Here is a 13,899-nt window from a genome sequence, read left to right as displayed (position 1 = left end):
TGTTTCCGGCGCTCACGGTCCTTTACCAGCGACTTGCGCTGTTTGAGGGAGGTGATGACGATTTTCCTTAATATTGAAGGGGGAGTGAGAGTATTTCCTGCAAAAATTAAGGGAAAGCCGCTAAGAAAATTAATAGTTCATTCCTAAAAAAATGCACTTCTCCTAACCTTCCAGGAACCTTCTGGAGATGCATTTATGCTGATTTTCGTTAAATCGCTGGTCATCGGGCTGTGCATTGCAGCCCCTGTAGGACCCATTGGGCTGCTGTGCATACAGCGAAGTCTGATGCTTGGGTGGAAGGCCGGTTTCGCCACGGGATTGGGTGCGGCCACAGCCGATTCGATCTATGGATTCATCGGTGCCCTGGGTATCACAGCCATCATTGCGACGCTGATCAGCTTTAAACCTTGGTTGTGTATCTTTGGCGGGTTGTTCCTCGCCTACATTGGCTATCAAACAATACGATCGAAGGCTGGCACGACCGCCATGGCGGGCGAGCGGGCCAATATGTTCAAAGCCTACTCGACCACGCTGTTCTTGACGCTATCGAACCCCATGACCATCTTGTCGTTTATCGCGATATTTGCCGCGTTGAGTGATGGCTTGGCCGGTGATCAGGGCAGCCAATACACGGTGCTGCCGATGGTGACAGGTATATTCCTGGGCTCGGCGGCCTGGTGGCTGGGGTTGAGCGGGTTCTCCGCCGTTTTCAAGGCGCGGATTGCCGAATCGAAGCTAAGGCTGATCAACTACTTTTCAGGGGCGACCATCACCATCCTGGGGGTCTACCAGGTAGTCACTGGCGTCATGTTGGCCACGGCAACCTGATCGAAAGAGTCACATAAGGGGAAACGCACATGGATCGTATAGACGTCAAAATCCTGGGCAAGGTACAGGACTGTGGACGCATTTCCATCACAGAGCTTTCCAAGCACGCCGGTCTTTCCATTCCTGCCACCCATGACAGGTTGCGCAAACTTGAAGACTCAGGGGTCATCAAGGGCTATTGCGCTCAGTTAGATCCAACCAAGCTGGGGTACGGCATATCCGCTGTTGTCGGCATCACCACCCTCAAGCCGGCGAAATCCAAATTAATAGCGACGCTCACCGACATACCCGAAGTCGTTGAGTGCCTGCACATCACGGGGAACGACTCCTATCTGATCCGGATCTACGCCAGGTCCATGGCTGAGATCGAGGACATTATTGCGAAAATCAATGCGTACGGTGAGACGCGTACCAGCATTGTCCTGTCCACACCTATCGAGAGAAGAAAGCTCGCCCCGTGAGTCTGGGCGCCGCGCACTGACTACCGGCTTTGCTGAACGAACCCGGCTCAGCTCTCAAGGCTGTGTACCAGGTTTTCAATCGCTTCCAGAGCCGCTTCGTCCGCAGGTGCCGGTGCGGGGTTCGAGTTGCGCATCTGGTACGCAAGGCGGTATTCACTGGGGGTGCAACTGGCGTATTGCTTGAAGGCGCGGGCGAAGTAGGACGGGTCCTTGAAGCCTGCCTCGTAGCCGATGCTGGTGATGGGCATCTGGCTGTTGTCGAGCAGTTCCTTGGCAAAGCTCATGCGTTTGTTCAGCACGTAGTCGGTGAAGCCGAGCCCGTTGGCTTCCTTGAACACCCGGCTGAAGCGAAATGTGGTCATGCCGCAGCGCTTGGCCAGGTCGCGCTGATCGATGCTGTCGCGAAAATGCTGGTCGATGTACAGCATGATGTGGCTCAGAGCCTGGTGCTTCTGGTGCCCGGAGGTCAGGCGGATGCTGTCCGGCAGGGTTGGGGAGTGGTCGATCTGCGAGGCCTTTGCCCGGCCATTGCTCGTGCGGCGCAACTCGCACAGTTGCACCACGGCTGTCAGGTAGCGCTTTCGCTCGGCGGCAGTCAGGGGGACTACCATGTATTCCCAGACGCTGGAGCGCATGGCCCACACCGCCAGCTCTTCGGAGTGCTGCACGGTGAACATGGTGATAGGGGTAGCAGGAACGGTCCGCTTGATCTCCAACAGGCGCCGCAGGCCCGGGGTGTCCGGGCGATCGAAGTGAATGCAGATCATGTCGACCTGTTCCCCGCTGGGCAGCATGGCGTTCTTTGCCAGCGTGCAGTCGCACGTGTCCTGGAACTGGGAGAGCAGTTCTTTGGTGGACCGATCGTGAGTCAGATCGAACCATAACAGCTTTGGTTTTTCGGTCAGATTTGGCGCCATAGGACGACTACCCAGAGGTTCTTCCTGCCCTTTAGCTAGCAGTATTGTCACTGTGCCATCACTTCGCCGAATAATTTTTTATAAAAATGCGATTTTTTAGCGCCGGCCCCGCCATAGGACGCTCGCGAGCGCCCGCCAGCGCTGCGGTACAGGTGGATTTTCCGACCTCCCGGCTCCTTCCCATCCCCGCAAAAAAATCCTAGCGATGTGCAAAATCCTCCTAACGGCTATGACCACCTGCTGACTAGGGTTGCATCAGGCAGTTCGCAATGTACTGCCCCTTGAGAAAACAACCCCGATGAGGTGTGCGAAATGACTCTTCAAACAATCAAGGCTTCGGTACTGAAGTTCGCCAAGGATGAAGATGGCCTGACCATTGTGGAATATGCAGTGGCCGGTGGGCTGATCACCGTATTGGTGGCCGCCGCGTTTGTTCTTCTGGGCGGCGCCGTGAATACCAAGATCCGTGCACTGTGCCAGGCGGTCAACGGCAACGTTGCCTGCTGACCGCGGCAACTTGCAGCGAAGGGGACACGGTAACTTTCAAGGAATAAGCGTTTGCAACTCTTTAGCAGTGAGTACAACGAATAAATCAAATGGACTTCGCGCTGTCCCCCTCCCACTAGGTTTCTAGCAGTACTTCTTAATCAGCGTGAGGTTCATGAAATGACTTTCCATACGATAAAAACTTCGATCAGCAAGTTCGCCAAAGATGAAGACGGCCTGACCATTGTTGAGTACGCGGTGGCGGGGGGCTTGATCACGGTGTTGGTGGCAGCGGCATTCGTCCTTCTGGGCGGTGTGGTGGATACCAAGATCCGTGCGTTGTGCCAAGCCGCCAATGGCGACGTCGCCTGCTAACGATAACCCCCCTAGGGAGACGCATCATGTCCATGGAATTGCTGATGTCGACGGTACTACTGCTAGGACTGCTGGGCGTGGCGGTGGTGAGCGATCTGCTTCGCCACCGCATCCCCAACACGCTGGTGCTGTTGGGCCTGGCCTTGGGATTGGCCAGCCAGATTTATACCAGCGGGATTGGCGGCCTCGGCGACAGCCTGCTGGGTATGCTGATCTGTTTCGGGCTGTTCCTGCCCATGTACGCGGTCGGTGGCATGGCCGCCGGTGACGTCAAGCTGATGACCATGGTCGGCAGCTTCCTGCCTTTTCATTACGCACTGTGGGCCGCGCTGTTCAGCCTGATCGCCGGCGGTGTGTGCGGTTTCCTGATTGTCCTGGCCCGGGGCCAACTGCTCCAGACCCTGGGGCGCTACTGGCTGATGGTGCGAGCCCAGTCCTATCTGGCGCCGACCTCGGATGAAGTGGCCGGCAAACCCTTTCCATATTCGATTGCGATCCTGATCGGCACTTTGAACAGCGTCTACTGGCAACTGGTTGCCGGCGGCTGGGGAGTCTAGTCATGCACGTCATCAACGATAGCGATGCCTACCCCAGCGAACGGGAAGCAGTCCAACGCCTGGCGCCACAGCCGTGCACCATTGGCGATACCGGCCTGACCGAAAGCTTCCTGGGTGAGCTGGTGTGCAAGCACCTGCACGACGCCGGTGTGCTGGACATGTCGCGGCTGGTGGAGCGCCTGGCCCTGACCGGCGCGGTGCTCGAAGAGGTCCTGGCGTTCCTGCGCAAGGACGGTCGCGTCGAAGTGCTGGGCCAGTTGGGGCAAACGGGCGGGCAGACACTGCGTTACGGCCTGACCGAGCGCGGCCGCAGTTCGGCCCGTGACGCCCTGGCCCGTAGCGGCTACATCGGCGCGGCCCCGTTCCCGGTGAGCACCTATCGTTCGCTGATCAAGATCCAGACCATTCACCATGGCCGCATCACCGCCAAGGACATGAACCATGCCCTGGCCGGCCTGGTGCTGAGCCAAGGCATGCTCGACCAGTTGGGCGTCGCCCTCAATTCCGGGCGGGCGATTATGATCTACGGTCCGGCGGGCACAGGCAAAACCTATGTCAGCAGCCGATTGATCCGGTTGTTTGCCGAGGCGATCTGGGTGCCCCATGCCATCGTCATCAACGAGTCGGTGATCGAGATCTACGACCCACAGGTGCACCAGCGCCTGGATGACAACGGCCAATCGAACAACCTGATGCTCAACGAAGGCATCGACCGCCGGCTGCTGTGCTGCAAACGCCCGATCGTCATTACTGGCGGCGAGCTGAGCATGGAACAGTTGGATGTGCGCTACGACCCGTTCACCCGGCAATACCAGGCGGCGTTGCAGCTCAAGGCCAGCAACGGCTTGTTCATCATCGATGACATGGGCCGCCAGCGCATGGCGCCGGCCGAATTGCTCAATCGCTGGATCGTGCCCATGGAGGAGAAGCGCGACTTCATCAACCTGGGCGGCGGCCGCCATTGCGAATTGCCGTTCGACCTGGTGCTGGTGTTTTCCACCAACCTCAATCCCCTCGAATTGGCCGACGAGGCCTTCCTGCGGCGCATTGGCTACAAAGTGCAGTTCGGTTACCTCAAGCCCGAGGAGTACGAACAAATCTGGCGCCAGGAGTGCGAACGCCTGGGCATCCCGTATGACCCGCTGCTGGTGCGTTATGTCCTGCAGCGGCTGTATGCAGGCGAAGGCATGCCGCTGGTGCCTTGCCATCCCCGTGACCTGCTGAACATGGCGCTCGACCGCCAGCGTTACCTGGGCGGTTCCGGGCCCCTGTTGCCGCAAGAGTTGGAATGGGCCTGGCACAACTACTTCGTTCAGCTCGACTTCCTTTGATCTGGAGATACCGACATGAGCTCTCGTACGCTTCCCCTGATAGGCGTTTCCCTGGTAATGGGCCTTGGTGCCGCATGGATGGCCGACTCCTGGCTGAGCGCACGACTCAACGCGACCCCCGATGACCACTTGCGAAGCGTGGTGGTCGCCACGGTTGAAATCCCCTTTGGGCAAATGGTCGAGGCCCAGCAAGTCACTACCGTGCGCATGCCCATGGACACGATCCCGGACGACGCCTTCGATGCCAGCGAGCAGGCCGTGGGCAAGATCGCCACCTTCGACATCCTGCGCGGCGACATCGTGCGGGGCGCGCGTCTGAGCGAGCACTTGGGCGGCAGCACCCTGGCTTCGCTGATCGCACCGGACAAACGCGCCATATCGGTACGCGTGGACGATGTGGTCGGCGTGGGTGGCTTCCTCTTGCCGGGTAACCGGGTCGATGTCTTGGCGACCAAGACCACCAACGCCGGCAGCAACACCGCGACGTCCCGGACCCTCCTGGAAAACTTGCGGGTGCTGGCGGTAGACCAGACCGCCGGCACGGACAAGACCCAACCGGTAGTGGTGCGGGCCGTGACGCTGGAAATGTCCGCCAGCGAAGCGGAATTGCTGGTCACTGCGCAGACCGAAGGCAAGCTGCAATTGGCCTTGCGCAACCCGTTGAACCTGGAGAAAAAAGCCGTGGCCGTTGCGCCGCCAGCCCCTGCGCCAGTGATGGCGAAGGCCGCTGCACTGCCAAAACCTGTGGTGCAGCGCAGTGCCAAGCCGCAAGGCGCGGCGATCACGTTGATCCGCGGGGTTGAAAGCAGCGTGATCAATATCCGCTGAGTGACACCTCCATGCCAGGCCGTTTCGGGCCGTGGCGATGCCGATCCTCAAACGTTGTAATGAGGGCTCGATGATGAATGCCAATATCCGGCGCCAGGGAGGGGCGGTGAGTGTACTGATGGTGATTGCCCTGGTGGCGATTTCCATGATGGCGGCGTTGGCCCTGGATGGTGGGCACATGCTGTTGAACAAGACGCGCCTGCAAAATGCAGTGGATGCTGCGGCTCTGGGCGGCGCCAAGACCCTGAGCCAGGTCAGTGGCGGCATCAACATGGCCAGCACCACCCGTGCGGCGGCCCTGGACACGTTCAACAGAAATGCCAACGCCGCCGGCAATGCCGAGCTGGCAACCGCCGTCGCCGGCAATCCGGGTGCTTTTGCGGTAGTGGAGTTGTCCAGCAGTGTCTATGGCCCGTTCTCTTACCCAGGCCCCACGGACGCCAAGTACGTGCGGGTGTCGGTTGCCAACTATCAACTCAACGGTTTTTTCTGGAGTTTCGTCCAGTCGATGGGCAGCGGCGGCCTGGGTGGCAAAGCCGTGGCGGCGATCGCTACCGCCGGGCCCAGTCCCACTTCTCCTTGTGACCTGGCGCCGTTGATGGTCTGTGGCGATCCCACTCAATACAACCCGGCCGCCGGCAACTTCTGGGGGTATCAATTTGGTGACCTGGAAGTCCTGAAAACGGCGGCGGGGAACACCTCGCCCATCGGCCCGGGCAACTTCCAATTGCTGGATTTCGGCTCAGGTGGCAGTGCAGTCCGGGAAGATCTGGCCGGTGGTGGCTCGGTTTGCCGCAGTGTCGGCGACAACGTCCAGACCGCGCCAGGTAATAAAGCCGGCCCAACCTCCCAAGGTTTGAACACGCGCTTCGGTATCTACAACGGCCCAGTCAGTTCTTCGGACTACCCACCGGACCTGGTCACGGCTTCAGGCACTCCGGCGATCACCTACAACGATTCGCTCTCCCAGGCGCAATACAAAGGCCAGGCCATCACCTCGAGCAACGGCGATCTCTCGGCGGGTGGCGAGGCGATACAGGACTACAACGACTGGCGGGCGCAGGTCGCCGCCTGTGTGGCGGGTGGCGCCAGCGGTTGTGAAAGCAACGGGGTTTTCGAGCGCCGGATGCTGAAGATCGTGATTGGCGATTGCGCCGGGAAACTGAGTGGCTCTACGTCGATTCCGGTCTTGGGGTTCGGCTGCTATTTCGTCCTGCAGCCGGTAAGCGGCGGTGGTTCGGAGTCGATCATCTTTGGCCAGTTCGTCCAGGAATGCGAGGGCGACAACGTACCCGGCCCGACGCCGTCCACCGATTCCGGCCCACAGATCATCCAGCTCTACAAAACCTATCTCAACGGCAGCGGCACTCCGAGCACCGACTCGTAGGAGGCGTCATGGGACTTTCTCATTTCAAATCAGCGCAAGCCCAGCAAGGCGTGGCACTGGTGGAGTTCACCCTGGTGCTGCCATTGCTGCTGTTGCTGCTGCTGGCCTTCGGCGAGTTCGGCCGCATGCTCTACCAGTACAACGTGCTGTTGCAGGCCAGTCGCGATGCCGACCGCTTCGTCGCCAGCCAGGCGTGGAACTCCACCCTCGGCGCCGTCGCTTTGAGCAGCACGCTCCTGACCCAGACGAAAAACGTTGCGGTGTATGGCGTGCCCAGCGCTAGCGGAACCGCCGTGGTGTCCGGGTTGACCACGGCTAACGTGCAGGTCGCCGCCGTGGGCATCGATCATGTGCGCGTCACTATTACCTACACCTTCTGCCCGGTGATTGGTGCGGGCAGCTGCAATGGGTCGATTCCCGGGTTTTTTGGCAACGCCATTCCACTGGGCATCCAGTTGGTCGCAACCACCGTCATGAGGGCGCTGTGATGAATAACAAACACATGCGCGGCACTTACGTCGTGGAGTTCGCCTTCGTTGGCCTGCTGGTGTTCACCCTGTTGTTCGGCGTGCTGGAAATGGGCCGGTTGTATTTCACCGTCAACGCTCTGGACGAAGCCGCGCGGCGCGGTGCGCGGCTGGCCGCGGTGTGCAATATCAGCGACCCGGTGGTGTTGCGGCGGGCCATCTTCAACGCAGCGACGGATTCAGGCACCAGCCAACTGATCAGCAGCCTGGCGACCTCGAACCTGGCGCTGACTTATCTGGATGTCAACGGGGCCGTGGTGGCAAACCCGGCCGATACGTCTGGCGTCACTGGGTTTCGTGCCATCCGTTACGTCCAGTTGAGCGTACAGAATTTCGTTTTCAACCTGTTCATTCCCGGCTTAGGCGTGCCCATTACCTTGCCCACGTTCCGGGCAACCTTGCCACGCGAAAGCCTTGGGCGTCATTCCGATTCCGGGGAGATCACACCATGCTGAACACCAGGGAAACTCCGCTTGCGTCCACTACCGGCAGAGCCGGGCTGCGGATACTGATCAGCAGCCGCGATGCCGCGTCCCTGCGCGACCTGCAATGCGTCTGCCAGCGCATGCCTGGCCTTGAGGTGAGCACGCGCCTGGTCAGCAACGGGCATGTCGATCCGCTCTACGGCCTGGACCGCATGCCCGACCTGCTGTTGCTGCGCGTTAGCCACCTGTGGCGCGAAGAGTTGTCAGCCTTGCTGCAACGTCCGGCCCATGAGCGTCCGCCGATGCTGGTGTGTGGCCCTTTGGGCGAGCAGGAAGGCATGCGCCTGGCGATGCAGGCCGGCGCCCGGGATGTGCTGCCCGAACCCATTGCCGATACCGAATTGGTGGCGGCGTTGAATCGTCTGGTGGTGGACGTCCGCCTTGGCAACGGCAACGAAGGGAAGCTGGTCGCGGTGATCAGCGCCAAGGGCGGCTCCGGCGGAACCCTGGTGGCGTGCAATCTGGCCCAGCAACTCAGCGCCCGGGCAGGCAATACCTTGCTGTTGGACATGGACCTGCAATTTGGCAGCGTGACCCATTACCTGGACGTGGCGCAGTCTCACAGCCATCTGGAAGTGCTGCAGCAGGTCGACGACATGGACAGTGTCGCGCTGCGGGGCTTTTGCAGCCACTTCAGCCCGACCCTGCATGTGCTCGGTGGCCGGGCCGGTGAGTTGTGCCTGCCCCAGGACGCCCAGCCCGAACAGCTCGACGCCCTGTTGCAACTGGCCCGCGCCAGTTACGACTGGGTGGTGGTGGACCTGCCGCGGCAGATCGATCACCTCACCGGCTCGGTGCTGGAACAGGTGGACCGGGTGTACGTGGTGGTGCAACAGAGCGTCAGCCACCTGCGCGACGCCAGCGCCCTGGTGCGCATCCTGCGCGAAGACCTGGGCGTGCGCGGGGACCAGTTGCAGATCGTGGTCAACCGCTATGACAAATCCGCCGCCGTCAACCTCAAGGACATCGGCGAGGCCCTGCGTTGCACGAACCTGTCGAAATTGCCCAATGACTTCAACCTGGTCAGCCAGAGTCAGAACACTGGCGTGCCGTTGGGGCTGCATGCGCCGAAGGCGGCAATCACCGCCGCCCTGCGCGATTTGACCGAAGACCTGGTCGGTCACCAGATGGCCACAGACAAGGGCCTGCTTAAACGTGCCTTCAACCGTTTTTTCGGGGGATGACCCATGATCAGCGACTTTCGTAACCGCTTGCGCAAACAGCCCGTCAAACCTGGGGCTTCAGCCGACGCCCAGCCCGGCGACGGCCTGCCGGACCCGACAGACGCATTGATGGCCTGGGAGCAGGCCATCCCCGACGTGCTCTACGAAACCCGCAGCCAGGTCACGCCGGTGGAGGCCGAGTGGCGGGAGAAGATCTACCAGCAACTGCTCAAGGTCATGGACCTGTCGCTGCTCGATACCCTCGAACAAGTCGAGGCCGCGCGGCAGATACGCGAGATTTGCCAGCGTCTGCTCGAGGAGCATTCGGCACCGGTGAGTACGGCCAGCCGGCAATTGATCATCAAGCAGATCACCGACGAAGTGCTCGGCCTCGGGCCGCTGGAACCGCTGTTGGCCGACCATAGCGTGTCCGACATCCTGGTCAACGGGTTTGCCTCGGTCTACGTCGAGCGCTTCGGCAAGTTGCAACGCACCGACGTGCGTTTTCGCGACGACCAGCATTTGCTGAACATCATCGACCGCATCGTTTCCAGCCTGGGGCGGCGTATCGATGAGTCCTCGCCCTTGGTGGACGCCCGGCTCAAGGACGGTTCGCGGGTCAACGCGATCATTCCACCGCTGGCCATCGACGGTCCGAGCATGTCGATCCGGCGCTTCGCCGTGGACCTGCTCAACACCGACAGCCTGATCCAGGTCGGCACCATGACCCCTGCCATCGCCTTGCTGCTCAAGGCCATCGTTCGCGGGCGCCTGAACGTGCTGATCTCCGGCGGCACCGGCAGCGGCAAGACCACGATGCTCAACGTGCTCTCCAGTTTCATCCCTCACAACGAACGCATCGTCACCATCGAGGATTCGGCCGAGCTGCAACTGCAGCAACCCCACGTCGTACGCCTGGAAACCCGGCCGTCGAACATCGAGGGGCGCGGCGAGGTGAGCCAGCGGGAGTTGGTGCGCAACAGCCTGCGGATGCGCCCGGATCGCATTGTCATTGGCGAGGTGCGCGGCGCGGAGGCGATGGACATGCTCACGGCGATGAACACCGGCCACGACGGTTCGCTGACCACCATTCACGCCAACACTGCGCGGGATGCACTGGGGCGAGTCGAGAACATGGTGTCGATGACCGGGGCGACGTTTCCGATCAAGGCCATGCGTCAACAAATTGCCTCGGCCATCGATGTGGTGATCCAACTGGAGCGTCAAGAAGACGGCAAGCGACGTGTGGTGAGCATGCAAGAGATCAACGGGATGGAAGGGGAGATCATCACCATGACCGAAATTTTCTCCTTCGTGCGCCAGGGCATCGGTGAACATGGCGAGGTGCTCGGGGAGTATCGGCCCAGTGGCATGATCCCGGCCTTCCGAGATGTGCTGGCCAAGCGTGGCATCGAATTGCCGCTGACTCTGTTCCGCCCTGAGTGGATGGAGGGCCGGACGTCATGAGCAATATCCCCAGTGAATTCATCTTGATTTTCCTTGGCATGGTGTTCATCGCCGTGTTCCTGCTGTCCCAGGGCGTGGTGGTGCCGGTGTTCGGCGAAGCCGGCAGGATGCGCAAGCGCATTCGCGGTCGCCTGCATGTACTGGAGAAGGCCAACCACTTGCCCAACATGCAGACCGTGTTGCGGCAGAAATACCTGACGCGTCTGTCTCCCTTGGAAGCCCGCCTGGAACAGCTGCCGTTCATGGCCAACCTGACCCAACTGATCGAACAGGCCGGGCATGAATACCGCGCTTATCGGGTCATGCTGCTCGGTCTGGCCCTGGGGGCGGCGGCGGGTGCCTTGGTGCTGATGGTCTCGCCGGTCTGGTGGCTGGCGCTGCTGGCGACGTTCGTCGCGACCTGGCTACCGGTGCTGAAAATCCTGCGTGACCGCAACAAGCGTTTCGCCGCCTTCGAGGAAGGTTTGCCGGATGCACTGGACGCCATGTGCCGGGCCTTGCGCGCCGGGCACCCGTTCAACGAAACCCTGCGTCTGGTCGCCGAGGAACACAAGGGGCCGGTCGCCCAGGAATTCGGCATGACGTTTTCCGACATCAACTATGGCAACGACGTGCGCCGGGCCATGCTCGGCCTGCTGGAGCGCATGCCGAGCATGACGGTGATGATGCTGGTGACTTCGATCCTCATCCACCGCGAGACCGGCGGCAACCTGACCGAAGTGCTGGAGCGCCTGAGTCGCTTGATTCGCGGGCGGTTTCGCTTCCAGCGCAAGATCAGGACGCTGTCGGCCGAAGGACGCATGTCGGCCTGGGTGCTGGTGGCGATCCCGTTCGTGCTGGCGATCGCCATCGTGCTCACCAGTCCCAGCTACATGCCGGTGCTGATCAACGACCCCATAGGACACAAGCTGATCATCGGTGCGTTCTGCGCCATGTTGATCGGAATTTTCTGGATAAAAAAGATCATCCGGATCCAGGTTTAGGCGCTGGCGCGCCGAGAGGTATCAGTCATGGACTTTTTGCTCGGATTGTTGAGTCGGTTTACCGGTAACGAAGAACTGGCACGCCTGTTGTTCATCGCCGCGATTGGCCTCAGTACAGTGCTGGCGGCCGTCGCGCTGCTGTTATTGATGCTGGGCCTGCAGGATCCGGTGCAGCGGCGCCTGGCGCTGATCAAGCGCGGTTACGCGGGCAACGCTGTGGGGCAGGAGGCGCCCAGTAACCTGCAGCTCTTGTTGGAGCGGGTCGGCCAGCGCTTTGCCTCGACCGACCAGGCCCACACGTCCGCCACCCAGACCTTGCTGACCCACGCCGGTTACCGGTCTGCCTCGGCGGTGCAGATGTATTGGGCGGTGCGCCTGATGTTGCCGTTGTTGATGGTCGGCGTTGCGTTGTTGCTGCTGCCGATGGTCAAGGTTTCCGTGGCCATCGGCCTGTTGGCGGTGACCCTTGTGGCGGGCATTGGCTGGTTGCTGCCGGCGATCTACGTCGGCAAGCGCAAGCAGGCACGGCAAGGCCGGCTGCGTGCCGCGTTCCCGGATGCGCTGGACCTGATGGTGGTTTGCGTCGAGTCGGGCCTGGCCCTGCCCACGACGATCGAGCGGGTGGCTGAAGAGATGTCGGTCAGCCAGGTTGAACTGGCCGAGGAACTGGCGCTGGTCAATGCGCAGATCCGGGCGGGCATCACCAGCACCGAGGCCCTCAAGCAATTGGCCGTGCGCACCGGTCTGGAGGATATCCAGGGCCTGGTCAGCCTGCTGGCGCAAAGTATCCGTTTCGGCACCAGCGTGGCCGATACCCTGCGGATCTACGCCGATGAGTTTCGCGACCGGCGTACCCAGGCCGCGGAAGAAATGGGCGCCAAGATTGGTACCAAGTTGATCTTTCCGCTGATCTTCTGCCTGTGGCCGAGTTTCTTCCTGGTCGCTATTGGTCCGGCCATGATCGGTGTGTTCAGGGCTTTTGGGAATATGTAGATCGGTGGGTGTTCATGAGGCTTGTGTTCACCGCAGTCCCATTGTGGGAGCAAGCTTGTTCGCGATTGTTGATTGAGTACATATCCTTTGCCGCGGTAACGGCCACTTATGGTTTCGCCCTTACGGCGACTCACTTTTGAGAAGCGCAAAAGTAAGCAAAACGCTTCATGCCCCACCACTCGGTGCCTCGCCTAGGCTCGGCATGCCCTCACTCCGGCATTGCTCCGTGGGCCCGCCGCGAAGGGCCATCCATGGCCCAGCGCGACTATCCCGGCATCCATGCCGGGATGCCCACTCCACAATGCCTGCGTTCGGCCAGCGTGGTTAACGGGGCGCCGAGATCAACGTCCACCGCGAGGCGGCCTAGTAGCCGGCCTGGCTCTCCCGGTCGTACACCTCATCAGATCTGTGGGAGCAAAGCTTGCTCGCGAGGCGGCCTGACAGCCGACCTGGCTCTCCCAGTCGTACGCCGATCAGATCTGCCTGAGCAGGACCTGTGGGAACAGGACCTGTGGGAGCAAAGCTTGCTCGCGAGGCGGCCTGGCAGCCGACCTGGCTCTCCCGGTCGTACTCCGATCCCATTGTGGGAGATTGCTCGCGAAGGCGGCGGCACGTTCAGCATCGATGCCAAGCAGACCCACCGCAATCGCGAGCAAGCTCGGCTCCCACAGGTGATCCGGGTGTCCATGAGCCTTGTGTTCACCACAGGTTGTTGCCAGTGGTCAGCCAACCGTTCAAGCCAAAAGACCGCAGCCCTCGGCAGTTCCTACATCGGATCAAATGTAGGCGCTGGCGAAGGCTGCGGTCTTTTCGTTTCCGGCGTGTTTCATTTACTACTGGTGATATCGCCTCCCGAGTCCTGCTCAAAGAACTCCGGGATCGGGTAGTTGAAGCTGTTGAGCCAGCGTTGCATGGCCATCTCGCGTTCGGCGGCCGAGGCGGTTTGCAGGTTGGTGGAGGCCACAACGCCGCGAATCTGCAGTTGCATCCAGCTCTCGGTGCCTTGCTGTGCTGGCGAAGAGGGGCCAGGTTCAATGGCCCAGGCGCTGCTGGAAAGGCCCACCATGCATGCGATCATCAATTGTTTGGTTATCATTTCTTGGACTCCTCG

General features: G+C 60.9%; 16 protein-coding genes. 14 read left to right on the top strand and 2 right to left on the bottom strand.

Annotated elements, in window-relative coordinates; translation table 11 throughout:
• Positions 1 to 195 precede the first annotated feature (195 nt).
• Together GFU70_RS20255 and GFU70_RS20250 are read left to right on the top strand one after the other, a co-directional pair.
• The gene (locus GFU70_RS20255) at positions 196 to 828 is read left to right on the top strand and encodes a LysE/ArgO family amino acid transporter (RefSeq protein ID WP_116641543.1); all 633 of its coding nucleotides are present in this window, start codon (positions 196 to 198) and stop codon (positions 826 to 828) included.
• Positions 829 to 857: 29 nt separating this feature from the next.
• Entirely contained in the window at positions 858 to 1,289 is a 432-nt protein-coding gene (locus tag GFU70_RS20250) for an Lrp/AsnC family transcriptional regulator (protein ID WP_058542490.1), read from the top strand.
• Positions 1,290 to 1,336: 47 nt separating this feature from the next.
• Here the strand turns inward: GFU70_RS20250 and GFU70_RS20245 are convergent, their stop codons facing one another.
• Positions 1,337 to 2,206 (bottom strand): DNA-binding response regulator, encoded by an 870-nt coding sequence (locus GFU70_RS20245; RefSeq protein WP_058542491.1) that lies wholly within the window; start codon positions 2,204 to 2,206, stop codon positions 1,337 to 1,339.
• A 312-nt stretch (positions 2,207 to 2,518) separates the two neighbouring features.
• Between GFU70_RS20245 and GFU70_RS20240 the strand changes: the two genes are divergently transcribed.
• The 12 genes from GFU70_RS20240 (at position 2,519) to GFU70_RS20185 (ending at position 12,788) form a co-directional block, all read left to right on the top strand.
• Positions 2,519 to 2,713 (top strand): Flp family type IVb pilin, encoded by a 195-nt coding sequence (locus GFU70_RS20240; RefSeq protein WP_008070254.1) that lies wholly within the window; start codon positions 2,519 to 2,521, stop codon positions 2,711 to 2,713.
• Between the two features lie 159 nt (positions 2,714 to 2,872).
• A complete protein-coding gene (locus tag GFU70_RS20235; protein ID WP_064106983.1) occupies positions 2,873 to 3,067 on the top strand; it encodes a Flp family type IVb pilin in 195 nt (64 codons plus the stop codon).
• Between the two features lie 26 nt (positions 3,068 to 3,093).
• Positions 3,094 to 3,624, top strand: a complete 531-nt coding sequence (locus GFU70_RS20230) for a prepilin peptidase (RefSeq protein ID WP_153388716.1) — start codon at positions 3,094 to 3,096, stop codon at positions 3,622 to 3,624.
• Positions 3,625 to 3,626: 2 nt separating this feature from the next.
• Positions 3,627 to 4,955, top strand: a complete 1,329-nt coding sequence (locus tag GFU70_RS20225; protein WP_058542925.1) for a hypothetical protein — start codon at positions 3,627 to 3,629, stop codon at positions 4,953 to 4,955.
• A 15-nt stretch (positions 4,956 to 4,970) separates the two neighbouring features.
• Entirely contained in the window at positions 4,971 to 5,783 is an 813-nt protein-coding gene (cpaB, locus tag GFU70_RS20220) for a Flp pilus assembly protein CpaB (RefSeq protein ID WP_058542924.1), read from the top strand.
• Between the two features lie 70 nt (positions 5,784 to 5,853).
• The gene (locus tag GFU70_RS20215) at positions 5,854 to 7,170 is read left to right on the top strand and encodes a TadE/TadG family type IV pilus assembly protein (protein WP_058542923.1); all 1,317 of its coding nucleotides are present in this window, start codon (positions 5,854 to 5,856) and stop codon (positions 7,168 to 7,170) included.
• A gap of 8 nt (positions 7,171 to 7,178) precedes the next feature.
• The gene (locus GFU70_RS20210) at positions 7,179 to 7,658 is read left to right on the top strand and encodes a TadE/TadG family type IV pilus assembly protein (RefSeq protein ID WP_058542922.1); all 480 of its coding nucleotides are present in this window, start codon (positions 7,179 to 7,181) and stop codon (positions 7,656 to 7,658) included.
• Positions 7,658 to 8,152, top strand: coding sequence for a TadE/TadG family type IV pilus assembly protein (locus GFU70_RS20205; RefSeq protein ID WP_058542921.1), 495 nt, complete (start codon positions 7,658 to 7,660; stop codon positions 8,150 to 8,152). Before GFU70_RS20210 ends, GFU70_RS20205 begins: the two co-directional genes overlap by 1 nt.
• Positions 8,146 to 9,366: an AAA family ATPase gene (locus GFU70_RS20200; RefSeq protein ID WP_058542920.1), complete on the top strand. Its 1,221-nt coding sequence runs from the start codon at positions 8,146 to 8,148 to the stop codon at positions 9,364 to 9,366. The genes GFU70_RS20205 and GFU70_RS20200 overlap by 7 nt, the downstream gene beginning before the upstream one ends.
• Before the next feature lie 3 nt (positions 9,367 to 9,369).
• The gene (locus GFU70_RS20195) at positions 9,370 to 10,812 is read left to right on the top strand and encodes a CpaF family protein (protein WP_153388715.1); all 1,443 of its coding nucleotides are present in this window, start codon (positions 9,370 to 9,372) and stop codon (positions 10,810 to 10,812) included.
• On the top strand, positions 10,809 to 11,795 hold the full coding sequence (locus GFU70_RS20190; protein ID WP_153388714.1) for a type II secretion system F family protein: 987 nt from the start codon (positions 10,809 to 10,811) through the stop codon (positions 11,793 to 11,795). Before GFU70_RS20195 ends, GFU70_RS20190 begins: the two co-directional genes overlap by 4 nt.
• Positions 11,796 to 11,822: 27 nt before the next feature.
• Positions 11,823 to 12,788, top strand: a complete 966-nt coding sequence (locus GFU70_RS20185; protein ID WP_058542917.1) for a type II secretion system F family protein — start codon at positions 11,823 to 11,825, stop codon at positions 12,786 to 12,788.
• A gap of 826 nt (positions 12,789 to 13,614) precedes the next feature.
• On the opposite strand, the gene GFU70_RS20180 is transcribed toward GFU70_RS20185, so the two are convergent.
• On the bottom strand, positions 13,615 to 13,884 hold the full coding sequence (locus GFU70_RS20180) for a DUF3613 domain-containing protein (protein WP_058546601.1): 270 nt from the start codon (positions 13,882 to 13,884) through the stop codon (positions 13,615 to 13,617).
• Between the last annotated feature and the right edge of the window lie 15 nt (positions 13,885 to 13,899).

The sequence above is a fragment of the Pseudomonas brassicacearum genome (assembly GCF_009601685.2).
Taxonomy (GTDB): Bacteria; Pseudomonadota; Gammaproteobacteria; order Pseudomonadales; family Pseudomonadaceae; genus Aquipseudomonas; species Aquipseudomonas kilonensis_B.
The sequence above is the reverse complement of the archived record's forward strand: the minus strand, read 5'-3'. Positions and strand labels throughout refer to the sequence as shown.

What these genes read in the sequence shown, in the direction of transcription:
- GFU70_RS20255 (WP_116641543.1), top strand. Translation starts at nt 196, where the DNA reads ATGCTGATTTTCGTTAAATCGCTGGTCATCGGGCTGTGCATTGCAGCC.
- GFU70_RS20250 (WP_058542490.1), top strand. Translation starts at nt 858, where the DNA reads ATGGATCGTATAGACGTCAAAATCCTGGGCAAGGTACAGGACTGTGGA.
- GFU70_RS20245 (WP_058542491.1), bottom strand. Translation starts at nt 2,206, where the DNA reads ATGGCGCCAAATCTGACCGAAAAACCAAAGCTGTTATGGTTCGATCTG.
- GFU70_RS20240 (WP_008070254.1), top strand. Translation starts at nt 2,519, where the DNA reads ATGACTCTTCAAACAATCAAGGCTTCGGTACTGAAGTTCGCCAAGGAT.
- GFU70_RS20235 (WP_064106983.1), top strand. Translation starts at nt 2,873, where the DNA reads ATGACTTTCCATACGATAAAAACTTCGATCAGCAAGTTCGCCAAAGAT.
- GFU70_RS20230 (WP_153388716.1), top strand. Translation starts at nt 3,094, where the DNA reads ATGTCCATGGAATTGCTGATGTCGACGGTACTACTGCTAGGACTGCTG.
- GFU70_RS20225 (WP_058542925.1), top strand. Translation starts at nt 3,627, where the DNA reads ATGCACGTCATCAACGATAGCGATGCCTACCCCAGCGAACGGGAAGCA.
- cpaB (WP_058542924.1), top strand. Translation starts at nt 4,971, where the DNA reads ATGAGCTCTCGTACGCTTCCCCTGATAGGCGTTTCCCTGGTAATGGGC.
- GFU70_RS20215 (WP_058542923.1), top strand. Translation starts at nt 5,854, where the DNA reads ATGATGAATGCCAATATCCGGCGCCAGGGAGGGGCGGTGAGTGTACTG.
- GFU70_RS20210 (WP_058542922.1), top strand. Translation starts at nt 7,179, where the DNA reads ATGGGACTTTCTCATTTCAAATCAGCGCAAGCCCAGCAAGGCGTGGCA.
- GFU70_RS20205 (WP_058542921.1), top strand. Translation starts at nt 7,658, where the DNA reads ATGAATAACAAACACATGCGCGGCACTTACGTCGTGGAGTTCGCCTTC.
- GFU70_RS20200 (WP_058542920.1), top strand. Translation starts at nt 8,146, where the DNA reads ATGCTGAACACCAGGGAAACTCCGCTTGCGTCCACTACCGGCAGAGCC.
- GFU70_RS20195 (WP_153388715.1), top strand. Translation starts at nt 9,370, where the DNA reads ATGATCAGCGACTTTCGTAACCGCTTGCGCAAACAGCCCGTCAAACCT.
- GFU70_RS20190 (WP_153388714.1), top strand. Translation starts at nt 10,809, where the DNA reads ATGAGCAATATCCCCAGTGAATTCATCTTGATTTTCCTTGGCATGGTG.
- GFU70_RS20185 (WP_058542917.1), top strand. Translation starts at nt 11,823, where the DNA reads ATGGACTTTTTGCTCGGATTGTTGAGTCGGTTTACCGGTAACGAAGAA.
- GFU70_RS20180 (WP_058546601.1), bottom strand. Translation starts at nt 13,884, where the DNA reads ATGATAACCAAACAATTGATGATCGCATGCATGGTGGGCCTTTCCAGC.